This is a genomic window from Roseomonas sp. BN140053 (assembly GCF_047690175.1).
Classification (GTDB): Bacteria; Pseudomonadota; Alphaproteobacteria; order Acetobacterales; family Acetobacteraceae; genus Roseomonas.
The window spans coordinates 1-21,962 of record NZ_JBLLEB010000028.1; the positions used below are offsets into that span (position 1 = coordinate 1).

The 21,962-nt window shown below is 72.8% G+C and carries 19 protein-coding genes; 10 read left to right on the forward strand and 9 right to left on the reverse strand.

The window, feature by feature from the left end; genetic code table 11:
- Window positions 1–288 precede the first annotated feature (288 nt).
- From ACLIBK_RS19340 to ACLIBK_RS19350, 3 genes are all read right to left on the reverse strand, one after another.
- Complete coding sequence (locus tag ACLIBK_RS19340) at window positions 289–1,020, reverse strand: IclR family transcriptional regulator (protein WP_415388936.1); 732 nt, start codon at window positions 1,018–1,020, stop codon at window positions 289–291.
- 513 nt (window positions 1,021–1,533) lie between these two features.
- Complete coding sequence (locus ACLIBK_RS19345; RefSeq protein WP_415388937.1) at window positions 1,534–2,139, reverse strand: UbiX family flavin prenyltransferase; 606 nt, start codon at window positions 2,137–2,139, stop codon at window positions 1,534–1,536.
- A complete protein-coding gene (locus ACLIBK_RS19350; RefSeq protein ID WP_415388938.1) occupies window positions 2,136–2,696 on the reverse strand; it encodes a TIGR02444 family protein in 561 nt (186 codons plus the stop codon). Before ACLIBK_RS19350 ends, ACLIBK_RS19345 begins: the two co-directional genes overlap by 4 nt.
- 233 nt (window positions 2,697–2,929) lie before the next feature.
- Here ACLIBK_RS19350 and ACLIBK_RS19355 point away from each other — a divergent pair, with 233 nt between their 5' ends.
- Window positions 2,930–3,916 (forward strand): Bug family tripartite tricarboxylate transporter substrate binding protein, encoded by a 987-nt coding sequence (locus tag ACLIBK_RS19355; protein ID WP_415388939.1) that lies wholly within the window; start codon window positions 2,930–2,932, stop codon window positions 3,914–3,916.
- A 425-nt stretch (window positions 3,917–4,341) separates the two neighbouring features.
- Here ACLIBK_RS19355 and hydA read toward each other — a convergent pair whose 3' ends face one another.
- From hydA to ACLIBK_RS19370, 3 genes are all read right to left on the reverse strand, one after another.
- Entirely contained in the window at window positions 4,342–5,829 is a 1,488-nt protein-coding gene (hydA, locus tag ACLIBK_RS19360; RefSeq protein WP_415388940.1) for a dihydropyrimidinase, read from the reverse strand.
- Between the two features lie 320 nt (window positions 5,830–6,149).
- Complete coding sequence (locus tag ACLIBK_RS19365) at window positions 6,150–7,118, reverse strand: aldo/keto reductase (protein ID WP_415388941.1); 969 nt, start codon at window positions 7,116–7,118, stop codon at window positions 6,150–6,152.
- Window positions 7,119–7,140: 22 nt separating this feature from the next.
- Window positions 7,141–8,130, reverse strand: coding sequence for a tripartite tricarboxylate transporter substrate binding protein (locus tag ACLIBK_RS19370; protein WP_415388942.1), 990 nt, complete (start codon window positions 8,128–8,130; stop codon window positions 7,141–7,143).
- 345 nt (window positions 8,131–8,475) lie between these two features.
- On the opposite strand from ACLIBK_RS19370, the gene ACLIBK_RS19375 reads away from it, so the two are divergent.
- The 6 genes from ACLIBK_RS19375 (at window position 8,476) to ACLIBK_RS19400 (ending at window position 14,906) form a co-directional block, all read left to right on the forward strand.
- On the forward strand, window positions 8,476–9,672 hold the full coding sequence (locus ACLIBK_RS19375; RefSeq protein WP_415388943.1) for a glycosyltransferase: 1,197 nt from the start codon (window positions 8,476–8,478) through the stop codon (window positions 9,670–9,672).
- Window positions 9,673–9,751: 79 nt separating this feature from the next.
- A complete protein-coding gene (locus ACLIBK_RS19380) occupies window positions 9,752–11,176 on the forward strand; it encodes a family 1 glycosylhydrolase (RefSeq protein WP_415388944.1) in 1,425 nt (474 codons plus the stop codon).
- 4 nt (window positions 11,177–11,180) lie between these two features.
- Window positions 11,181–11,378 carry a hypothetical protein gene (locus ACLIBK_RS19385; protein ID WP_415388945.1) on the forward strand — a complete coding sequence of 66 codons (198 nt, stop codon included), beginning with the start codon at window positions 11,181–11,183 and terminating at the stop codon, window positions 11,376–11,378.
- A gap of 93 nt (window positions 11,379–11,471) precedes the next feature.
- Window positions 11,472–12,443: a TIGR03885 family FMN-dependent LLM class oxidoreductase gene (locus tag ACLIBK_RS19390; RefSeq protein ID WP_415388946.1), complete on the forward strand. Its 972-nt coding sequence runs from the start codon at window positions 11,472–11,474 to the stop codon at window positions 12,441–12,443.
- A 514-nt stretch (window positions 12,444–12,957) separates the two neighbouring features.
- Window positions 12,958–13,725 (forward strand): SRPBCC family protein, encoded by a 768-nt coding sequence (locus tag ACLIBK_RS19395; protein ID WP_415388947.1) that lies wholly within the window; start codon window positions 12,958–12,960, stop codon window positions 13,723–13,725.
- 14 nt (window positions 13,726–13,739) lie between these two features.
- Entirely contained in the window at window positions 13,740–14,906 is a 1,167-nt protein-coding gene (locus tag ACLIBK_RS19400; protein WP_415388948.1) for a zinc-dependent alcohol dehydrogenase, read from the forward strand.
- A gap of 214 nt (window positions 14,907–15,120) precedes the next feature.
- On the opposite strand, the gene ACLIBK_RS19405 is transcribed toward ACLIBK_RS19400, so the two are convergent.
- Window positions 15,121–15,885, reverse strand: a complete 765-nt coding sequence (locus ACLIBK_RS19405; protein WP_415388949.1) for an SH3 domain-containing protein — start codon at window positions 15,883–15,885, stop codon at window positions 15,121–15,123.
- A gap of 249 nt (window positions 15,886–16,134) precedes the next feature.
- A complete protein-coding gene (locus ACLIBK_RS19410) occupies window positions 16,135–16,623 on the reverse strand; it encodes a hypothetical protein (protein WP_415388950.1) in 489 nt (162 codons plus the stop codon).
- 299 nt (window positions 16,624–16,922) lie between these two features.
- On the opposite strand from ACLIBK_RS19410, the gene ACLIBK_RS19415 reads away from it, so the two are divergent.
- On the forward strand, window positions 16,923–18,101 hold the full coding sequence (locus ACLIBK_RS19415) for a mandelate racemase/muconate lactonizing enzyme family protein (protein WP_415388951.1): 1,179 nt from the start codon (window positions 16,923–16,925) through the stop codon (window positions 18,099–18,101).
- Between the two features lie 53 nt (window positions 18,102–18,154).
- On the opposite strand, the gene ACLIBK_RS19420 is transcribed toward ACLIBK_RS19415, so the two are convergent.
- Entirely contained in the window at window positions 18,155–18,466 is a 312-nt protein-coding gene (locus ACLIBK_RS19420) for a hypothetical protein (RefSeq protein ID WP_415388952.1), read from the reverse strand.
- Between the two features lie 151 nt (window positions 18,467–18,617).
- Between ACLIBK_RS19420 and ACLIBK_RS19425 the strand changes: the two genes are divergently transcribed.
- Window positions 18,618–19,502, forward strand: coding sequence for an alpha/beta fold hydrolase (locus tag ACLIBK_RS19425; protein WP_415388985.1), 885 nt, complete (start codon window positions 18,618–18,620; stop codon window positions 19,500–19,502).
- Between the two features lie 153 nt (window positions 19,503–19,655).
- Complete coding sequence (locus ACLIBK_RS19430) at window positions 19,656–21,959, forward strand: M48 family metalloprotease (RefSeq protein WP_415388953.1); 2,304 nt, start codon at window positions 19,656–19,658, stop codon at window positions 21,957–21,959.
- The last annotated feature ends 3 nt before the right edge of the window (window positions 21,960–21,962 follow it).

Sequence of the window (21,962 nt, forward strand, 5' to 3'; positions counted from 1 at the left end):
TTGCCTGGCACGGCCGACCACGGAGGGGCGGCCGCACGGTACTGTGTTGTGGAACAGTGCGTATCGCATCGCGGTTCAGCCGCGCAAGCCGGATTCGTCGCTGCACCTGCTCACTGCGCGGGGTGGCCGCTGTGCTGGTCTGGGATGATGGGAAGGGTCGGGGGAGTGAACTCCCCCGAGCCCCCTCCTTCTTTCGGGAGTTTGGGGATGCCCTGAAAGGCACCCCCAAACTCCCGAAAATAGAAGGGGGTCCGAGGGGATGCTTCCCCCGGCTTCCTGTTGCCGGTCTCACTCCCCCCGGTCGGAGAAGCGCTCCTGCAGCGCCTGCTTGGTGGCCAGCAGCCGCGTCGCGATGGCCGCTTCCTCGCCCAGGAAACGCTGCGTCGGCACCGGCACGGAGATCGCGACAGGGTTGCCCAGCACGTCGCGCAGCGCCACGCCGGCCGCGGAAATGCCGACCATGTGCTCTTCCCGGTCGAAGGCCACGCCCTCGCGCCGGATCACCGCGACTTCTGCCAGCAGGTCCTCGATCCGCGTCAGCGTGCGTGGCGTGCGCGCGGGATAGCTGCGGCCGATCAGCGCCTCGATCTCCGCGTCCTCCAGCAGCGCCAAGTGCGCCTTGCCATTGGCCGTGCAGTAGAGCGGAAACGTCTCCCCCACCGCTGACACCGTGCGCAACCGCTGCGGGCCCACTACCTGGTCGATGAATGTCAGATGATCGCGGCGGATCGCGGCGAAATCCACCGTTTCGCGCAGCGCCGCCGAGAGTTCCGCGATAAACGGTCGTACCAGCGCCGCCACGTCGGTTTCCACCGAGGCCGCCAGCCGCAACAGCGCCGGTCCCAGCCGCACCCGCCCGGTGGGGGAGGCCGCCATCACGAGTTGCTCGCTGCCCAGTGCCGCCACGATCCGCTGCACCGTGGAGCGCGCGAGGTCCAGCCGCCCCGCCAGTTGCCCCAGGCTCAGCCCTTCCGGTTCCTGTTCCAGCGCCCGCAGGATCGCCGCGGCCCGCGCGATCACCTGAACCTGGTTCTTCTCCGTCCGCAACGCGCAAAACCCCCATAGCCCGACAGCGCGCCCACCCCGTACCGGATCGGCCCGCCCGCCCCCTGAACATGCGTCGTCCCATGCCCGGCAGCAACGCACCCGCCCACGATGCGATACACCGCCCCCGGTCCGATCGGCGTCCCGCGCTCGGTGCGGCTCCGTGTTGAGGCCACGTGGGGCAGGTGCGCCTGGGTGTTCGGGCCTGGGCCAGAGGGGCGCCGCCCCTCTGGACACCCCGCGAGGAGCCCGGGGCACCTCGACCTCATGAGTGCCTCCGGCGGGGGCGGGCCAGGACAACGCTGTCCCCGAGACTACCGTCGGACATCCCGCCCCCGCCGGAGGCACTCAACGCGGGGTCCGGGGAGTTCGTAACTCCCCGACGGGGTCCAGGGGCAGCGCCCCTGGCCTACGCCCGAACACTCAGGCGCAACCTGCCCCACGCGCGCCCAACACCCCGCCACGCCCGGCGTGTGGGCACCGTTCGGATCAGGTCGGGGTGCCGGGGCGGGCGGTGCTGCCGTGCCAGCGTTTCACCAGGCCCAGTTCCAGGTCGAACAGGTCCAGGGCGCGGCCGACGGTCTGGTCCACAATGTCGTCGATGGTCTGCGGGCGATGATAGAAGGCCGGCACGGGCGGCATGATGATGGCGCCGCTGCGCGTGGCCAGATCCATCAGCGCGATGTGCCCGGCATGCAGCGGCGTTTCGCGCAGCAGCAGCACCACGCGGCGGCGTTCCTTCAGGCACACGTCGGCGGCACGCGCGATCAGCTCGTCGCCGTGGCAGTGCGCGATGCTGCTCAGCGTCTTCACCGAACAGGGCGCCACCAGCATCCCCATCGTCTTGAACGACCCCGAGGAGATGGCGGCGCCGATGTCGCGCACGGGGTATTCGCAGTCCGCCAGGGCGCGCACCTCCGCCAGGGAATAGGGCGTTTCTTCCGCGATGGTGCGGGCAGCCGAGCGCGACAGCACCAGATGCGTCTCGATCCCCCCGGCCGCGCGCAGCCGCTCCAGCGCGCGGATGCCGTAGATGGCACCGGACGCCCCGGTAAGGGCGACGATCAGGCGCCGCTTCGGCGCTTCGGGCGTCATGCCCCCGCCCCCAGGGCCGCGGCGAGTGCTGCGATGTCCTCCCGCGTCGCAGCGCGCGCGTCGGTGCCGCTTCGCGCCATTCCTTCCGGCAGGCCGGCCACCGCCCGCATGTTCTCCGCCGCCAGCGCCGGCCCGGCGGGCGCCGGTTCCACCGGGATCGTCGCGGCGAGCCGTTGCAGCGTGTCCTGTTCCACCCGTTCCGCTTCCAGCTCGACCGCCTTGAGATGTTCCCGCATCACGCCCGTCGCGGCATCGGGGGCCGGCGGCGGCCCGTCCTTCAAACGCCGGCGCAGGGCGCGCAACGGCGCCACCACCTCGGCCTGCCAAGCGGCCACCGCCCCGGCCGCGGCCTGCACCCCCGCGACGCCGAGCCGCAGGCCGCGCTCATGCCCCATCCAGGCGGCAAACAACAACAGGTTCACGTCCAGCCCGTCACGGTCCTGCAAGGCCAGGCAGGCGGCCGCGACGCCGGGCCGGCCGTAGACACCCAGGGAAAAGCGCCAGAAGGCATCGGCGGCCAGCGCTTCCACAGCAGCTCCGCCGGGTGGGCCGGACATCGGCCGGACAGGGCTCATCCGCCGCAGGGTCCGAGCGAACCGTTCATGTGATCATTTGACGATGGCGAATATTGTTCGTCAACATGCGAGGCTCTACAGCAGCCCGCGGCCCCGCTTCCCCTGCGTCGTGCCCGTTTAATCCAGCGGCCGACTTGGGGGGAGAAAGCGGGCGGAAACGGGGGCGCCGCACGTCGGCCGCCCTGGCAAACCAGACACGAAGGACGAAGAACCCGGTGCCCACCCCCTCCTTCCCGTCGCGCCGCGCCATCCTGGCGCTGGGGGCCGCCGGCGCCCTGCTGCCCGGCACCGGCCGCGCGCAGCCCAGCGTGGCCGCGGGCCCCGTGACCATCGTGGTGCCCTATGGCGCCGGCACCGGCCCGGACACGCTGGCGCGGCTGGTGGCCAGCGTGCTGCAGGCGCGGCTGGGCCAGTCGGTGGTGGTGGACAACCGCCCCGGCGCCTCGGGCAACATCGCTTCGCAGGCCGTGGCGCGCTCGGCCCCGGACGGGCGGACGCTGCTGATGCAGACCACGCCCTTCGTGATCAACCCGGCCCTGTTCAAGCAGGTGCCCTACGACCCCGTGAACAGCTTCACCGCCATCGCCGAGGTCGCCAAGGGCGTGCTGCTGCTGGCCGTGCGCAGCGACCTGGGCGTATCCACGCTGGCCGAGTTCATCGCCAAGGCCAAGGCGAAGCCCGGCGGCATCGACTACGCCTCCCCCGGCATTGGCACGCCGCAGCACCTGTCCATGGCGCTGCTGGACCACGCCGCCGGGCTGCAGCTGAACCACGTCCCCTACCGCACCTCGCCCCCGGCCATCCAGGACCTGCTGGGCGGCCGCATCCCGGCCATGGCGCTGCCGGTGCACACGGCGGTGCCGCTGGCGCGCGACGGGCAGATCCGCATGCTGGCATTGTTTTCCGACAACCGCGCCGAGATCGCCCCCGACGTCCCCACCATGGCCGAGGCCGGCCAGCCCGGCCTGAGCAGCGACAACTGGTACGGCCTCATGGGCCCCGCCGGCATGCCGCGTGAGCTGGTCACGCCGATCAACGCCGCGATCAACGCTTGGCTGGCCGAACCCCGCACGCGCGAAGCGCTGATGGGCCAGGGCCTCCTCCCCGCCCCCAACACACCGGACGCCTTCGCCGCCCTGATCGCGAGCGACCTGCAACGCTGGGCCACGGTGATCCGCGAAGCCGGCATCACCGCGGAATAACCCCGGGCCGCGACGCCACCCCAGCCCACACCGGCCGGCGCCGCGGTCCGGCCCGGAGGGCAGGCGCCGTGCCGGGTGGCGCGTGGCGTTCCGGGCTGCTCCGGATGCTCAGGCCGTGGCCAAGGGGGCGCTGCCCCCTTGGAGCCCCCGCGAGGAGCTTAGGCTCCTCGACCTCATGAGTGCCTCCGGCGGGGGCGGGATGGCTGACGTTGGCCGCCCGGAGAACGCTGTCCCCGCCCGCCCCCGCAGGAGGCACTCAACCGCGGGACACCGGGGAGGCCGGGCCTCCGCGGCTCGAGACAAAGGCTTCGCCTTTGCCCTGGGGTCCAGGAAACGGCGCCCCTGGCCAGCGCCAGACCATTCAGGCGCAACCCGATCTACCCGGAACACCGCACAGCACCGGCCAGGGATCAGCGCCGCCCGGCTCACACCGCGGCGGCGTCGAAGCCGTCGGGCACCCGGCCCGTGGGCAAGGCGGAGGCGGCCGCGCCGCGTGCCAGGAAGCGGCCGGAACCCGGCGGTGCCAGCACCTGCCCATCGCGCGCCGCCACCTCGCCGCGGCGGATCGTGACCGCCGGCCAGCCCTTCACCGCGAAGCCTTCCCAGGGCGTGTAGTCGATGGCGTGATGGAGATCCGCGTTGCGGATGGTGCGCTCCGCATCCGGGTCCCACAGCACCAGGTCGGCATCCGCGCCGGGCATCAGGCTGCCCTTCACCCCGCCCAGGCCGAACAGCCGCGCCGCATTGGCCGAGCTGAGGCGCACAAAGGTCGGCAAGTCGATGCGCCCTTTGCTCACCCCTTCGGAAAACAGCACGGGCAGCCGCGTCTCGATGCCCGGCACGCCGTTGGGAATGGCATTGAAGGCCGGCCTACCGTCCGGCCGCGACACCGCCGCCCCCGTGCCATAGGCACTGCTGCCCGCCGCCTGCTTCGCCGTGCCGAAGGAAAAGCCGCAATGGTCGGAGGATACCACGTCCAGCGTGCCGTCCTGGATGCGCCGCCACACCCGTTCGCGCTCCGCAGGCTCGCGCAGCGCCGGCGAGCACACGGCCTTGGCGCCGGCGAAATCGGGGCGGTCGAGGTCCTCGGTGGAGAGCGTCAGGTATTGCGGGCAGGTTTCCCCCCACACCTTCAGCCCGCGCGCGCGGCCCCGCGCGATCTCGACCGCCGCATCCTCGCAGGACACGTGGAAAACCTGGATCGGCTGGTCCACCAGCTCGGCCAGCGCGATGGCGCGGTGCGTCGCCTCGCGCTCCACCACCGGCGGTCGGGACCAGGCGTGCTGCAGCGGGTCGGTGCGCCCGGCCTTGAGCAGGGCCGCGATGCGCCAACCGATGGCGTCGAAGTTCTCGCAATGCACGGTGACCATGCAGCCCAGCCGACGCGCGGTGGCCAGCACCAGAAGGAACTCCGCATCCGTCAGCCGCAGCGGGTCGTAGGTCAGGAACACCTTCAGCGAGCGGATGCCGCGCGCCACCAGTGCCGGCACCTCGCGCTCCAGCACCTCCGGCGTCGGGTCGGTGATGATCTGGTGAAAGGAATAATCCGCCCGCGACCGTTGTGCCCGCGCCTCGTAGCCCGGCGCGCTCCTGGCCAGGGAATGGCCCTTCCACTGCGGCAGGAAGCAGAGAAACGCGGTCGTCCCGCCGGCCAGTGCCGCCGCCGAGCCCGTGTCGAAGCTTTCCTCCTGCACCGCGCCGTCCTGGCCCATCTCCTCCAGATGGCAATGCGGGTCCAGCCCGCCGGGGGTGACGATCATCCCCTTGGCCGAAAGCTCCTCCTGCCCGCGGCCCAGCCCGCGCCCCACCGCCGCGATCACCCCGCCGCGGATGCCGAGATCGGCCTCGAACACCTCCGCCGCCGTGGCCAGCGTCCCGCCCCGCACCACGAGGTCGAACTCCGCCTCACCCATTCCCGCTGCTCCCCACCGGCCCGCCCCACAGGCTGTCCCGCCGTCCGCACCGGCACGCAGGGTTGCACGTCCTGTGCCAAGCCGTGGCGAGGCGGCACTACCCCCCCTGGTGTCCTCGCCGGGGGTTACGAACTTCCCAGGCTCCGCGTTGAGCGCTCCGCGAAGCGGGGCTTTGCGGAACCGTTACATCCTCGTGGTGTGACCTGTCACAACGCCTCGCCTCGCGGAGCGCTCATGGGGTCGAGGGGCGAAATGCCCCTCGCGGGGGATCCAAGGGGGCAGAGCCTCCTTGGCCGCGGCCTGGCCAGAAAGCGCAACCCTCAGTGCGGCACGGGCGGCTGGGGTGCATCCGTCAGGCGGTCGAGCTCGGCGAGGTCCTCGGGCGACAGGGTCCAGCCGGTGGCGGCGATGTTGGCGGCCAGCTGTTCGGGGCGGCTGGCGCCGGCGATGACGCTGCCCACCACGGGGCGCGACAGCAGCCAGGAAAAGGCCAGCTCCAGCATGGAACGGCCGCGCGCCTCGCAGAAGGCATGCAGGGCTTCCACCATCTCCAGGTTGCGCCCGGTCAGGAACAGGTCGGAAAGCGGCTTGGTGGTGGCCAGCCGGGCGCCATCCGGCACGCTGCCACCGCGGCGGTACTTGCCGGTCAGCAACCCGCTCGCCAGCGGGAAATAGGGCAGCAGGCCCAGCCCGTGCGCGGCCATGGCGTCCAGCAGCCCGGTTTCGGGCGCGCGGTGCAGCAGGCTGTACTCGTCCTGGCAGGAGATGAAGCGGTTCAAACCGTTGCTGCGGGATATCCACAGCGCGTCCACCACGCGCCAGGCCTCGAAATTGGAACAGCCGATGTAGCGGACCTTGCCCTGGCGGATCAGGTCGTCCAGCGCGCGCAGGGTTTCCTCCACCGGCGTCAGCGGGTCGAAGCGGTGCACCTGGTACAGGTCGATCCAGTCGGTGCCGAGGCGCCGCAGGCTGCCCTCGACCGCCGCCATGATCGTGCGGCGCGACGCCCCGCCCGGCTCACCGCCCGGCCCCATGGGGATGCCGAACTTGGTGGCCACCACCACCTCCTTGCGCCGCGGGCCCAGGATGCGGCCGAGGATTTCCTCCGACCGGCCGCGATCGGTCACCGGATAGCCGTTGGCGGTGTCGAACAGCGTCACGCCGCCGTCGAGCGCCGCATGCACCACCGCGCGCGACTCCTCGGCATCGCTGCGACCGCCGAAGTTGTTGCAGCCCAGACCGACTGCGGATACCCGCAGGCCGGAATAGCCGAGATTGCGCTGCTCCACAGCCCTGTCCTTTCCCTCGTCCTCAGTCCAGCACCACGCCGGAAGCCTGCACGACCTCGCGCCAGCGCAGGGTATCGCGGCGCAGGAACGCGGCGAATTCCTCCGCCGTGTTGGCTACCACCTGCACGCCCTGGCCGGACAGGCGCTCGCTCACCTCCGGCGCGCGCAGCGCCGCCACGATGGCCTCGTGCAGCTGCGCGGCCACGGCCGGCGGCGTCCCCGCGGGCACCATGAAGCCCTGCCAGCCCACGCCCTCGAAGCCCGGCAGCCCGGATTCCGCCACCGTGGGCACCTCGGGCAGGCTGGGCAGCCGCGTGCGCGAGGAGATGGCCAGCGCCCGCACGCTGCCATTCTCCAGATTGGGCAGCGCACCCGGCGGGTCGCTGGCCAGCGCGTCCACCTGCCGGCCCAGCAGGGCGGCCATGGCCGGGGCGGCGCCGTTGAAGGGGATATGCGTCATGCCGATGCCGGCCTGGCGCAGCAGCATCACCATCACGAGATGCGGCAGGCTGCCATTGCCGGCGGACGCGTAGTTCAGCGCCTCCGGCCGTGCCCTGGCCAGGGCGATCATCTCCGCCAGCGTGCGCGCGGGCACCCCGGCATGCACCAGGATCAGGTTGGGCACGGTGTAGGCCAGGGTCAGCGGCGCGAAGGCGGTGGCGGTGTCGTAGGGCAGCTGCCGGTACAGGCTGGGGTTCACCGCGATGTTGGTGTTGGCCAGCAGCACGGTGTGGCCGTCCGGCGCCGCCGCCGCGACGGTGCGGGCCCCCAGGATGCCGCCCGCGCCGGGCCGGTTCTCGATCACCACCGGTTGGCCCCAGCGCAGCCGCAGCTTTTCCGCCACCAGACGCGCCAGCACGTCCGTCAGCCCGCCGGGGGCATAGGGCACCACCACGGTGATGGGACGCGCGGGAAAGGCCGGCTGCTGCGCCAGCACCGGCCGCGCCAGCGCCGCGGGCAGGGCACCCAACAGCGCCGGCAACAACCGCCGCGGCAGCTCCGCGCCGCTCATGCCCGGCCCCCGCCCGTCCGGACGCCGGGCAGGTCCCGGCCACCGTTCCCGCTTCGCATTCCCGTCCCTCCCGCGGCGCGTGGTCCGCGCCTTGCGGCGCACGATGTCGCATTCCCCCCCGCGGCGAAACCCTGCCGGACGCTGCGGTGTTGCGAGGGGGCGAACCGGGCGCGGCGCCGGTTCGCCCGGGCGCCACTGCTCACGACATTGCGCGACATGAACGGTTCGGAAGCGTACGGCTGGCCCCTCCCCCCTCGCCTAAGCCCGGAGTCGCCCGCCTTGCAGCCGGCGCGCCGCCCGGGACAACCGGTTCTTTCCGTCCACCGTTGCTTTCCGGAGACGCGCATGCCCCTGCCCGATCCTGCCGCCGGCCAGCCGCTGCTGCTCTGCCTGTCGCACCTGCGCTGGGACCTCGTGCTGCAGCGGCCGCAGCACCTGCTGATGCGGGCGGCGCGGCACTGGCGCGTGCTGTACCTGGAGGAAGCCCGCTTCGAGGCGCCGGCGCCCGGGCTGCCGCGCCTGGACCGCGAGGAGGTGTTTCCCGGCATCGAGGTGGCGGTGCCGGTCCTGCCCTACTGGGACGGCGTGCCCGGCAGCGTCGAGCGGCAGCAGCGCCCGCTGCTGGACGCCCTGTTCGCGGAGATCGGCCAGCCCGACATCGCCTGGTACTACACGCCCCTGGCACTGAGCTTCGCCGGGCACCTGCAGCCCCGCCTGACCGTCTACGACTGCATGGACGAGCTCTCGGCCTTCAAGGACGCCTCGCCGCAGCTGCTGCTGGGAGAGCGCCGCCTGCTGCGCCGCGCCGACCTGGTGTTCACCGGCGGCCGCTCGCTGTTCGAGGCCAAGCAGGGCCTGCACCCCGACATCCACTGCTTCCCCTCCTCCATCGACGCGGCGCATTTCGCCGCGGCCCGCAGGCCCGGCTCGCCCGGCGCGGCGCAGCCGCGCGGGGCGGCGCCGCTGCCCGAGCCGCCGGAGCTGGCGGCTCTGCCGCACCCGCGCATCGGCTGGTTCGGCGTGGTGGACGAGCGCATGGACCTCGCGTTGCTGGATGCCTGCGCCGCGCTGCGCCCGGACTGGAGCTTCGTCATGGTCGGCCCGGTGGTGAAGCTGGCGGAGGAGGAGCTGCCCCGCCGCCCCAACATCCACTGGCTCGGCGGTCGCCGCTACGCGGAGCTGCCGGCGCAGCTGGCGCACTGGGATGCCGGATTCATGCCTTTCGCGCTGAACGAGGCCACCCGGTTCATCAGCCCCACCAAGACCCCCGAATACCTCGCCGCCGGCGTGCCGGTGGTGTCCACTGCCATCACCGACGTGGCGCGCCCCTGGGGCGAGGAAGGGCTGGTGGAGATCATCCGCGACCCCGGGGCCGCCGTGGCGGCGCTGGAACACGTCATGGCGCGGCCGCGCGCCCCCTGGCTGGCCCGGGTGGACGCCCACCTCGCCCGCATCTCCTGGGACCGGACCTGGGCCGCCATGATGACCCTGATCGAGGGGAGCAAAGCTGGCGCAAGCGTGACGGGGGCCAGTCTTGCCTGAGGCAACCCGGGAAGCACAGACACCTTACCGTCGCGGCATCCTCGGCGGCGCCGGCGCGTGGAACGGCGGAGAGCAATGCATGAGCGGTCTGGAAATGTGGGGCGGCGTCGAGTGCACGGTTGTGCGGATCGGCGAGGACCAGCGCGACCAGTTGCACGAAACCGGACACCATGACCGCCCCGGTGACCTGGACCTGATCGCCTCGCTCGGCATCCGGACCCTGCGCTATCCCGTGCTGTGGGAACGCGTGGCGCCGCGGTCCCTGAAGGAATGCGACTGGTCCTGGTCCGACGACCGGCTGGCACGGCTGCGGCAGCTCGGCATCGCGCCGATCGTCGGGCTGGTGCATCACGGTGCCGGGCCGGTCTACACCGACCTGCTCGACCCCCTTTTCCCCGAGAAGCTGGCAGACTACGCCGGCCGGGTCGCCGCGCGCTACCCCTGGGTGCGCGACTGGACCCCGGTGAACGAACCGCTGACCACGGCGCGGTTTTCCGGCCTTTACGGCCACTGGTTCCCGCACGGGAACGACATGAACGCCTTCCTGCAGGCGCTGTTCGGCGAATGCCGCGGCGTCGCCCTGGCGATGCGGGCCATCCGCCGGGTCCGCCCGGATGCCCGGCTGGTGCAGACCGAGGATCTCGGCCGCGTCTTCTCCACCCCCGTCATGGCCGCCCAGGCCCGGCACGAGAACGAGCGCCGCTGGCTCAGCCTGGACCTGCTCTGTGGCCGGGTGGATCGCGACCACCCCTGGCGCGGCGCCATGGAAGCGGCTGGGCTGGACCCGGCGGCGCTGGACGCCCTGGTGGACGATCCCTGCCCGCCCGACATCCTCGGCATCAACCACTACGTCACCAGCGACCGCTTCCTGGACGAGCGCCTGCACCTCTACCCCGAGCGCTACCGCGCTGGAAACGGCCACCAGACCTATGCCGACGTGGAAGCGGTGCGCGTGCGCCAGCCGGCCGACATGATCGGCGTCGAGGCGCGGCTGCGCGAAGCCTGGGACCGCTACGGCCTGCCCATGGCAGTGACGGAGGCCCATCTCGGCTGCACCGAGCCGGAGGAATGCCAGCGCTGGCTGGTGGACGTGTGGGAAGCCGCCGAGCGGCTGCGCGAGGACGGCGTGGACCTGCGTGCCGTGACCGCCTGGTCCCTGTTCGGGGCGATGGACTGGAAGTCCCTGCTGCGCCACCGGGAAGGCGCCTACGAGCCCGGCGTCTTCGACGCCCGCTTCGACCCGCCGCGCCCCACCCTGGTGGCGGAAGCCGTGCGCGCCCTGGCCACGACGGGCCGCTTCACCCCGGCGCTGGACCAGCCGGGCTGGTGGCGCCGCTCCGACCGGTTCCTGCCCCTCCTGGATACCAAGCCGCCCGAGCCGCGGCGCAGCGTGGCCAAGCCCGAACCCCGTCCCCTCGCCGCGGGTGCGGCGCGCGCCGGTGGCGCGATGGAGGCCGACCATGTCGAGAAACGACGACCAAACCGCGCTGCCGGCGCACCCTGATCCCGTGGCACCGATCGCAGGCGGCCCGCCGGACCCGCGCCGCCTGGCCATGACCGCGGACGCTGCGACGGCCGACGAGTCCCTGCCGGGGGCAGCGGCGCGGGCGCGCACCGGGCCGGAAGGCCCCCTCGCCATGGTGGTGGCCGTGACGGCCATCGCCGCGGTGGCCGGGGCGGCGATCATGCTCTGGACGGGCTCGTGACGCTGCCCTCCCGGCGCCCCATCCCCGGTGCCGCCACGGTTCACCGCCGGCCGCGCCACGGCGGCGTGGCGGCCGCACCGCACAGCACCTGAGATGCCCCTGTTCAGCTACCACATCTCGCACGAGCAGTTCGCGCCGCGCGACCTGCTCGGCCTCGTCCAGCACGCCGAGGCCGTGGGCTTCGACGCCGCCTTTTCCTCCGACCACCTGCAGCCCTGGTCGCCCTCGCAAGGCCAGTCCGGCTTCGCCTGGTCCTGGCTCGGTGCCGCGATGCAGGCCACGGAGCGGCTGAGCTTCGGCGCCATCAGCGTGCCCGGCGGCTGGCGCTACAGCCCCGCCGTGCTGGCCCAGGCCATCGCCACGCTGGGGCAGATGTTTCCCGGCCGCCTGCCCTGGATCGCGCTGGGCAGCGGCCAGGCGATGAACGAGGCGGTCGCCGGCCAGCCCTGGCCCGAAAAGGCCGAGCGCAACGCCCGGCTGCGCGAAGGGGCGGAGATCACCCGCGCCCTGCTGGCGGGCGAAACCGTCACCCATCGCGGCCGCGTGTCGGTGGTGCACGCCAAGGTGTGGTCCCGGCCCGAACAGCCCACCCGCCTGGTGGGCGCCGCCACCACCGAGGCCACGGCGGAATGGCTCGGCGGCTGGGCGGACGGGCTGCTCACCGTCGGCACACAGCCGGACAAGCTGCGCCGCATCGTGGACGCCTTTCGCCGTGGCGGCGGCGAAGGCAAGCCGCTCTTTCTCAAGGCCGACCTCAGCTGGGCCGCCACCGAGGCGGAAGCGTTGGAACAGGCGCATGCGCAATGGCGCTTCAACCTGCTCGGCGGCGACCTCAACTGGGAACTCCGCACCCCCGAGCAGTTCGAGGCCGCCGCCCGCTTCGTCCGCCCCGAGGACCTGCACGAGAGCGTGCTGATCTCCGCCGACCCCGCCCGCCACGCGGCACAGCTGCGCGAATGCGCCGCGCTGGGCTTCGAGAGCATCGACCTGCACAACGTCGGCACCAACCAGCGCGCCTTCCTCGACATGGCCGGCCGCGAACTGCTGCCCGCCCTGCGGCCCTGAACAGCCCGGCACGATGCCGGGCGTCTGCGCGGTTCCGGTTTCGGTGGGTGCGGGTTGGTCTTTGGTGTTCAAGCCTTGGCCAAAGGGGCTCTGCCCCTCTGGACACCCCAGGGCGAAGGCGAAGCCTTCGTCCCGCGCGAGGAGCTTGGGCTCCTCGACCTCATGAGTGCCTCCGGCGGGAGCGGGTTGGCCGACGGTGCCCGCCATGACCAACGTGGATCATCCCGCCCCCGCCGGAGGCACTCAACGTGGGGTCCGGGGAGTTTAAACTCCCCGGCTCGGGACAAAGGCTTCGCCTTTGCCCTGGGGTCCAGGGGCAGCGCCCCTGGCCAAGGCTCAAGCCACTCAGACCAACCAACACCACCCGGACCAAAGCCCGCCCGCCCCCACCGCTGACCGGGACGTGTCACGGGTTTGTCAGAGATGACGCGGGGCAACCTGCTGCGTAGCCGCTGGCTTGTGTGGCAGGCGTCACGCCGCGCCGACGTGCAACACCGGGAGGCAGCGAGAACCCATGGCCTATCGTTCATCGGCGGAAAGCGCTTCCGTGCACGGCCCGCGCGGTCCCGGCGCCAACCTGGGCGAGACCGAACGCTGGGTGTCCGGCCTGGCCGGCGGCCTCACCGCGCTCTGGGGCCTGCGGCGCGGCGGGCTGTTCGGCGGCCTGCTGGCCCTGGGCGGGGCGGCGCTGATCGGGCGCGGCGCCACCGGCTACTGCCCCGTCAGCGCCCGGCTGGGCCCCAACCCCGGCGAACGGCAGGTGGCGCAGAAGCTGGGCTGGAAGAGCGCCGCCGCCGTGTCGCGCTCCGTGACGATCAGCAAGCCAGCCGCCGAGGTCTACGCCTTTTTCCGCGACTTCCGGAACCTGCCCGGCTTCATGTCGCATGTGGAGCGCATCGAGGTGACCGACGACACGCGCTCGCACTGGGTGGTACGCGCGCCGATGGGCCAGACAGTGGAATGGGACGCCGTGGTCACCGAGGACCGCCCCAACGAGCGCATCAGCTGGCGCTCGGAAGAGGGTGCCGACGTGCGCAACACCGGCGCCGTGGAGTTCATCCCTGCCCCCGCCAACCGCGGCACGGAAGTACGCGCCACCATCGCCTATGAACCGCCAGCCGGGCAGCTCGGTCGCCTCTTCGCCAAGCTCTGGGGCGAGGAGCCGGGCAAGCAGGCCCATGACGACCTGCGCCGGCTCAAGCAGCTGCTGGAAACCGGCGAGATCCCGACGCCCGCGATGCGCCGCGCCGATCGCGACGACGCCACCCCCGCCACCGCCTGAGGAGAGAGTTCGAGATGCGAGCGCTGTGCTGGAACGGGGTGGATGACCTGCGGGTCGAAACGGTTCCCGACCCCGAGATCGTCAACCCCCGCGACGCCATCATCCGCGTCACCAAATCCTCGGTCTGCGGGTCCGACCTGCACCTGCTGGGCGGCTACATCCCCGCCATGAAGCCCGGCGACATCATCGGCCACGAGTTCATGGGCGAGGTGGTGGACACCGGCTCCGAGGTGCGCAAGCTCAGGAAGGGCGACCGCGCGGTGGTGATCTCCATCATCGGCTGCGGCCAGTGCGAGCACTGCCAGCGCACCTCCTTTTCCTGCTGCGACAATTCCAATCCCAAGCCGCTGGCGGCCGAGGCGGTCTGGGGCCACAGCCCTGCCGGCATCATCGGCTATTCCCACATGCTGGGCGGCTATTCCGGCTCCCATGCGCAGTTCGTGCGCGTGCCCTACGCCGACGTGAACGTCTTCAAGGTCCCGGAAGCCATCCCGGACGAGAAGGCGCTCTTCGTCTCCGACGCCTGCCCCACCGGCTTCATGGGCGCCGACCTCGCCGACATCCAGCCGGGCGACGTGGTGGCGGTCTGGGGCTGCGGCGGCGTCGGGCTGATGGCGATCCAGAGCGCCTGGATCCTGGGTGCCGGCCGCGTCATCGCCATCGACCGCTTCCCCGAACGCCTGCGCATCGCCGAGCAGCACTGCAAGGCCGAGGTGCTGGACTATTCCCAGGTGGACGTGCCCGAAGCGCTGATGGCGCTGACCGGCGGCCGCGGCCCCGACAGCTGCATCGACTGCGTCGGCATGGAGGCGCACGACTATTCCGCCGGCTACCTCTACGACGTCGCCAAGCAGCAGCTGCTGCTGACCGAGCGCATCTCGGCGCTGCGCCAGGCGATCGAGTGCTGCCGCAAGGGCGGCACCGTGTCCGTGATGGGCGTCTACGGTTCCTTCGTGGACAAGTTCCCGATGGGCGCCGTGGTCAACAAGGCTCTCACCATCCGCTCCGGCCAGCAGCACGGCCAGCGCTACGCCGAGCGCCTGTTCGGCCATATCGAGCGCGGCGAGATGGACCCTTCGCCGCTGCTGACGCACCCCATGTCGCTGGAAGACAGTCCCCGCGGCTACGACCTGTTCAAGAACAAGAAGGAAGACTGCCTGCGCGCCGTGTTCACGCCCTGACGATCGCCGGTGCGGCCCGGCGAAACCGGGTCGCGCCGCTCACCCGAACCCGCGCCTGCTGGTGGGCACCCCGCTGCCGGGTCCTGTGGATCGGTTGTGTCCGCATGTTCAGGCCGAGGCCAAAGGGGCAGCGCCCCTGGCCAACGTCAGACCATCCAGGCGCAACCCGATCCACCCGGAACGCCAACGGCGCGTCACCCGTGCGCGCTGCGGGTTACGGGGCGCCGTCCAGCAGGCTGCCATGCATCCAGCCCCAGGCTTCCGTGGCACTGCCGATCTGGTACCAGCCGCCCGGCGCCTGGGCATAAACCCGCACCGGCGTGCCGCGCGGCACCACGCGCAGCACCGGGCTGGCGCCCACCGGGCCGGAATGCAGGTTGCCGTTCTGCCGCATGGCCACGCCTTCCGGCCCGGGCCGGGCGGTCGCGGCCTCGGCCGGGGTCGGGGCCGCCGGAGCCTGGGTCTCCGCCACGGGCGCGGCCGGGGCGTTGCCGGCGGCGGGCTCCCCGAAGCGCGGCAGGCCGGTGGGCAGCGGCGGCAAGGGAGCCGGCGCCATCTGCCGGTTCGATTGCGGCCCGCCGCCCTCGAAGCAGCGCGACACCAGCTCGACATAAACGCGTGTCGCTTCCTGGCTGCTGTTGGCCAGGTGCTGGTCGACGCGCGGCGGCGCCTCGGCTTCGGCGTCGAAGCTCACCACCGACACGAAGGGAATGAAGGGCTCGTCGGACCCGCCGGTCAGGTTGACGTGGCCGCATACGGCGACGCTGCGCGGCAGCGCCTGCGCATAGGTCTGCATCGCCCGGAACCGCACGGCGGCGCCGTCGCGCGCGCCGCTGCGCAGCCTGGCTTCCGCTGCCTGCCGCGCCTGGTCACCCAGTTCGGGCGCCGCCGGGGCCGTCTCCTTCTTTTCGTCGCAGCCCGGCAGCAGCACCAGGGCCAGCAGGCCCGCCGCGGCGCCGAGGAAAGGAGACCGAACCATCTGCACCCACCCCTGATCGGACGCGGCCCCGGCAGCAGGCGGGGCGCGCCCACCGGCGCTGTCCCCTTCCTTCACCCGAGAGCCGAAGCGCGCCATCCCCGGGGGTGAACCACCGGCACCGCCGCCGGGTTTCCACCCGCCGCGGCGGACCGGGACGGGCGCGCGGCCCACCTTCCGGCAGCGTCCCGCCCTGCATCCCGAACCACCACCTCGGCGCCGCCGGCGCCCCGGGTTCGGCCGCAGGCCGGATCAGGCCCCGTCGCGCCGCCCGGCCGGATCTGCCCCGTCCAGCCCCAGCTGGCGCAGCGCGGCGATGGACCGTTCCGCCGAGCGGTGGTGCACGAAGGTGCCGCCCTTGCGTTCCCAGCCCTCCTGGGCGGACGCGCGGTCGTCCACCAGGACATGGCCGGGGCCGGAATAGCGTGGCTTGTCGCGGCTCATGCAGGTGATCACCGGCACATGCGCGCCCAGCATGCGCGCCACCCACTGCTTCTTCTGTTCCGGCGCCCAGCTGCCCAGCGGCAGGCCGGTCAGGATGGTCGGCTGGTGCGGCGCGCAGAAGCGCCACAGCGCTTCCGCATCCTCCATGAAGTGCAGCGTGTCGAAGAAGCGGGGCGCGCGGGCCAGGGCCGCCCACATGGTTTTCAGCGGCAGTTCCTCCGGCCGCTTGCCCGTGACTGCCTGCACGCCGCGGTCGAAATCGGCCAGCACGCCGTCGAGGTCCAAGAAAAGGGTCACGTCGCCTCCCGCCCTTGCGCATTGCAGCCGCGGCCGCGCCCGCTGGCCGTCGCGCCGCAGCAGTCCTGGCCGCGGCACAGCACCAGGCGCCCCGCCCGCACGCCACCGTGCGGCAGCGGTCCCCGCCGTCGGCGTTGCGCCGCCGCGCGGTTCCGCATCCCGCACGCCCTGCAACGCCGCAACCGCGGCCCGGGCGGCACCCGCGCCGCGCCCTTTCGCCGCCAGCCGGGACGGATCGCGCCGGGCCGCGCGCCGCCCTACAACACGCCAGCCCTTTCCGTCCGGAGCAGCGCCGCCGCATGTCCGTCCGCATCCTCGAGATCCGCGAGGTCACCAAGCCGATCGCCTCGTCCATCGCCAACGCCTATATCGACTTCAGCCGCATGAACCTCAGCCTGGTGGCCGTGGTCACCGACGCGGTGCGCGACGGCAGGCCGGTGGTGGGCTACGGCTTCAACTCCAATGGCCGCTACGGCCAGGGCGCGCTGATCCGTGAGCGCTTTGCTCCCCGCATCCTGGAAGCCCCGCCCGAAAGCCTGCTGGACGCAGCGCAGACCAACCTGGACCCGCACAAGGTCTGGGCCACCATGTTCCGCAACGAGAAGCCGGGTGGCCACGGCGAACGCTCGGTGGCGATGGGCACGATCGACATGGCGGTCTGGGACGCCGTGGCCAAGATCGCCGGGCAGCCGCTGTTCCGCCTGCTGGCCGAACGCTTCGGGAATGGTGCCGCCAGCGCCGACCCGTCCGTCTTCGTCTACGCCGCCGGCGGCTACTACTACCCCGGCAAGGACATCCCCCAGCTGCGCGACGAAATGCAGGGCTACCTCGACCGCGGCTACACGGTGGTGAAGATGAAGATCGGCGGCGTGCCTTTGGCCGACGACCTTCGCCGGATCGAGGCGGTGCTGCGCATGCTGCCGGCTGGCCACAGCCTAGCGGTGGACGCCAATGGCCGCTTCGACCTGGACACCGCCATCCGCTACGCCAAGGCGCTCTCGAACTACCCGCTCTTCTGGTACGAGGAAGCCGGCGACCCGCTGGACTACGCGCTGCAGGCGGCGCTGGCGGAACACTATCCCGGGCCGATGGCCACCGGCGAGAACCTCTTCTCCACCCCCGACGCGCGCAACCTCATCCGCTACGGCGGCATGCGGCCCGACCGCGACTGGCTGCAATTCGACTGCGCCCTGTCTTACGGGCTGGTGGAATACCTCCGCACCCTGGAGATGCTGCGCGAGCACGGCTGGAGCCCGCGCCGCTGCATCCCGCATGGCGGCCACCAGATGTCGCTCAACATCGCCGCCGGCCTCGGCCTGGGCGGCAACGAGAGCTATCCTGACCTGTTCCAGCCCTTTGGCGGCTTCCCCGACGGCGTGCGGGTGGAAAATGGCCGCATCCGCATGCCCGAGCTTCCCGGCATCGGATTCGAGGGCAAGTCCGACCTCATCGCCGTGATGCGCGACCTGGCCGCCTGACCCGGTCCGAGCGGAACGGCCACCGGCCGCCCCGGCGTTCCCGGACGGCGGCGCTACGGCACCGGCGCCTCAGCCACCGGGCGCGCCGCTTCCAGGCCGTTCTGCGTCAGCACCTCGCCCTCCGCCTCGCCCGGCGCCCGTGCCACCTCCTGCACGTCCACCAGCGCGCATTGCGACCAGGGCGGGGCCGGCGGCGTCGACCGGGCGGCTTCCGGCCAGAGCGGCAGCACGAAGGCCCCGTCCGCGAAGCGCCGGGCGGCGGTGGCGCTGTGGGCGAACACCAGGCATTCGCCGCAGAACCGGCTGATGCTCCAGCTCGGGTGGCGCAGGGCCTGGCGGATCGGCCGGAGAAGAAAGGCGAACATGGCGCGGCAAACGTGCGCCGGGGTCGTTGCGTTGCAGCACAGGATGCGGCCCGCCCTGCGACCCATCCCGCGCCACGGCCCGGCTTCCCGCCCCCGCCCGGCCCGCCGCATCATATCCGCCGCACACGGGAAAAGGACGACAGCGGTGGCGATCTTGGAAGGCTTCACCCTCGAACACCGGCAGGTCGGGGAACAAACGCTGCGCCTGCGCCACGGCGGCGAGGGCCCGCCCCTGCTGCTGCTGCACGGCAACCCGCAGACCCACCTGATGTGGCACCGCGTTGCCCCCGTCCTGGCGCAGCGCTTCACCGTGGTCTGCCCGGACCTGCGCGGCTACGGCTTCAGCGGCAAGCCGCCCGTGGCCCCCGGCAGCGCCGCCTATAGCAAGCGCGCCATGGCGGCCGACATGGCCGGGCTGATGCGCGACCTGGGCTTCCCGCGTTTCGGCGTGGTGTCGCATGACCGCGGCGCCCGCGTGGCGCACCGCCTGGCGCTGGACCACCCCGACGCCGTGCAGCGCCTCTGCACCATGGACATCGTGCCCACCCTGGCCCACTTCGAGCGCACCGACCTGGCCTTCGCCCTGGGCTACTACCACTGGTTCTTTCTGGCCCAGCCGCACCCCCTGCCGGAGCGCATGATCGGGCGCGACGTGGAAGACTGGTTCGCCCTGCACACCGCCCGCGGCGGCCAGGACATCTTCCACCCCGAGGCCCGGGCCGACTACCTCGCCGCCCTGCACGAGTCCGGCACCGTGGCCGCCATCTGCGAGGACTACCGCGCCGCGGTCGGCATCGACCTGGAACACGACCGCGCCTCCCGCGCCGCCCGCGAACGCCTGCGCTGCCCGCTGCTGGCCCTATGGGGCGCCAAGGGCCAGGTCGCCCGCTGGTACGACCCGGTGGCGACCTGGCGCGGCTACAGCGACGTCCCCGTGTCCGGCGGCCCCGTCCCCTCCGGCCACTACCTCGCCGAGGAAGCCCCCGAAGCCGTGCTCGCCGCCCTGGAGCCCTTTCTGGCCCCCCTGCTGGCCTGAGCCCCGGCCGCACCGCGCCGCGGCCCCGATCCCACCGGCCCGGCGCCCGGGGCCCGGGGCCCGGGGCCCGGGGCCCGGGGCCCGGGGCCCGGGGCCCGGTGCGGGCCGGGACCAGCACCGCCCGGGCAAGGGTTTTCTCAACCCCTCGGCCGCATGCTGGCCCGCGGCGGCACCGCCCCACCGGCGGCGCCCGCCGCGATTGTTGCCCTTCCGCCGCCTCGGCTAGCTTGCGCCGCCGACCGGCCCGCCAGGAGACGAATTATTCCCGCCGAACCCCGGCGCGGCCGCGCCGCGCTGAACCTGCTCCTCACCACCGTGCTGCTGCCCCTGGCCTTTCTGGGCCTCGGCCTGTGGGAACGCGACCGCGCCGCCGACGACCTCGCGACGCTGGAACAACAGCGGGATCGCACGGCCAAGGCGGTGGCGATCCTGGAAGCCCGTCCCGCCCCGGCCCGCGGCTTCGACATGGGCGCGCAGTTCCGCCGCAACGGCCAGACCTACGTGGGTCCCCTGGCGACCGCCCAGGCGCGCGAGGAGCTGGACGACCTTCAGGGCGCCGTCACCCTGTCCTACTGGCGCGGCTACCTTCCCCCCGTGGTGATCGCCTGCGGCGGGCTGGCAGCGGCGCTCTCGGCGTTGGCGCTGTTCGCGGCGCTGTTGCTGGGCCGCGCCGGCCGCGGCTCGCGCGACGCGCTGGTGCGCGGCTTCACCGTGGTGCGCCGGGCGCTGCCGCCGCTGCTGGGCACGCAGGTGCTGCTGGCCGCGGCCGGCGTGGTGGCGGCGGTGGCCTTCGAGTCCCTGGCCTTGCTGGAAGGCAGCGACCTCGGCGCGGGCGGGGCCAAGCTGCTGGGCCTGGCCGGCTTCGCGGTGGTGGCCAGCCTGTGGACCGCCGGCAAGGCGCTGCTGCAGCTGCGCCGCGCGGTGGACCTGTTCACCCCCGATCCGCTGGTGATCGCGGGCCGGCCGGTGTCCGCGGCGGAAGCGCCCGGCCTGTGGCGGCTGCTGGACGAGCTGGCGGAACGGCTGGGCGCGCTGCGGCCGGACAACGTGGTGGTGGGGCTCACGGGGGGCTTCTTCGTGTCCTCCGGCCCCAAGACGCTGGAACCCGGCGGCGCCGCGCTGGCCGGCCGCACCCTCTACCTGCCGCTGCCCTACCTGCCCCTGTTGCGGGATGACGAGCTGGCCGCCATCATCGGCCACGAGCTAGCGCATTTCTCCGGCGGCGACACCGAGTACAGCCTGCGCTTCCTGCCGATCTACGCCGGGGTCGGCCGTTCCCTGGATGCCGTGGTGCTGGCCGGCCAGGCGGCGGACGGCTCCATTTCCCCGCTGATGCGCCCGGCGCTGCGGCTGGGCCTTTTCGCCATGGACCAGTTCCACCACGCCGTGCGGCACTGGAGCCGGCTGCGCGAGTTCGCCGCCGATGCCGCCGGCGCCGGCGTCACCTCCCCCGACGCCGCGGCGCGCGCCCTGCTGCGCACCGCTGCCGCCCACCCGCGCATCGACGAAACGCTGGAAGCCGCCTTCCAGGCCCCCGACGCCGCGCCGCCCGACCTGGTGGCCGCCACCCTGGCGCACGCCGCCGCGCGCGGCCTGGACGACCCCACCGCCCACCTGGAAGACACCCAGCCCCACCCCACCGACACCCACCCGCCGACCCGGCAGCGCGTCGCCGCCCTGGGACGCGCCCCGGAAGGTGCCCTGCTGGCCGAGGCCGCGGTTCTGCCGCCGCCCGAAGCGCGCCCGCCCCTCGCCACCCTCTTCGCCGCCCCCGAGGCGCTGTGCCGCGCTGCCACGGCGGATTTCCTGGCCGAGGCGCGCAACAGCCACCGCGAAGCGCACGCGGCGCTGGAAGCCGCCGCCGCCGGCGTGGCGCCGGACGAGCAGGTGCTGCACGAGAACACCCGCGGCGGCGCCCTCTTCCTGTTCATCTTCGGCGGCCTCCTCATCGCCGCGGCGCTGTTCGTGCTGGCGGTGGACGTGCCGGGCTTCGGCACCCTGGAGAAGAACATCGTGGCCGGTGCCGGCGGCGCGCTGGGCCTCTTCTTCGTGGCGATGGGCGCCATCACCCTGCGCCGCGGCCGCAAGCCCTTCCTGATCCTGCGGCCCGATGCCCTGGTGATCCCCGGGCTGAGCGCGCCCATCGCCTGGGACGACGTGGCCGACATGGACATGACGGCGACCCAGGGCGGCCTCGTCACCCGCCTGCTGCTGCTGCCCGAGGCTCCCTTCCCCGCCCGGCTGCGCGGCGCATCGCGGCGGGTGAAGCTGGACGGCAAGCGGCACATCGTCACCCTGACCTCGGGCCTGCCGCGCGGGCTGAAGGCGCAGGGGCTGCTGGACCTGCTGGCCCGCTACCGCCAGGCCGCCGTCGCCCGCCGCCTGCTGGCCGAGGAGGCGCAGCGCGCGGCAGCCGGCGCCCCATTCCCGAACGACACGGCCCCGCAGCCCCCCTGATCC

What these genes read in the sequence shown, in the direction of transcription:
- ACLIBK_RS19420 (WP_415388952.1), bottom strand. Translation starts at nt 18,466, where the DNA reads ATGTTCGCCTTTCTTCTCCGGCCGATCCGCCAGGCCCTGCGCCACCCG.
- ACLIBK_RS19405 (WP_415388949.1), bottom strand. Translation starts at nt 15,885, where the DNA reads ATGGTTCGGTCTCCTTTCCTCGGCGCCGCGGCGGGCCTGCTGGCCCTG.
- ACLIBK_RS19375 (WP_415388943.1), top strand. Translation starts at nt 8,476, where the DNA reads ATGCCCCTGCCCGATCCTGCCGCCGGCCAGCCGCTGCTGCTCTGCCTG.
- ACLIBK_RS19415 (WP_415388951.1), top strand. Translation starts at nt 16,923, where the DNA reads ATGTCCGTCCGCATCCTCGAGATCCGCGAGGTCACCAAGCCGATCGCC.
- ACLIBK_RS19430 (WP_415388953.1), top strand. Translation starts at nt 19,656, where the DNA reads ATGCTGGCCCGCGGCGGCACCGCCCCACCGGCGGCGCCCGCCGCGATT.
- ACLIBK_RS19350 (WP_415388938.1), bottom strand. Translation starts at nt 2,696, where the DNA reads ATGTCCGGCCCACCCGGCGGAGCTGCTGTGGAAGCGCTGGCCGCCGAT.
- ACLIBK_RS19400 (WP_415388948.1), top strand. Translation starts at nt 13,740, where the DNA reads ATGCGAGCGCTGTGCTGGAACGGGGTGGATGACCTGCGGGTCGAAACG.
- ACLIBK_RS19380 (WP_415388944.1), top strand. Translation starts at nt 9,752, where the DNA reads ATGAGCGGTCTGGAAATGTGGGGCGGCGTCGAGTGCACGGTTGTGCGG.
- ACLIBK_RS19395 (WP_415388947.1), top strand. Translation starts at nt 12,958, where the DNA reads ATGGCCTATCGTTCATCGGCGGAAAGCGCTTCCGTGCACGGCCCGCGC.
- hydA (WP_415388940.1), bottom strand. Translation starts at nt 5,829, where the DNA reads ATGGGTGAGGCGGAGTTCGACCTCGTGGTGCGGGGCGGGACGCTGGCC.
- ACLIBK_RS19370 (WP_415388942.1), bottom strand. Translation starts at nt 8,130, where the DNA reads ATGAGCGGCGCGGAGCTGCCGCGGCGGTTGTTGCCGGCGCTGTTGGGT.
- ACLIBK_RS19345 (WP_415388937.1), bottom strand. Translation starts at nt 2,139, where the DNA reads ATGACGCCCGAAGCGCCGAAGCGGCGCCTGATCGTCGCCCTTACCGGG.
- ACLIBK_RS19390 (WP_415388946.1), top strand. Translation starts at nt 11,472, where the DNA reads ATGCCCCTGTTCAGCTACCACATCTCGCACGAGCAGTTCGCGCCGCGC.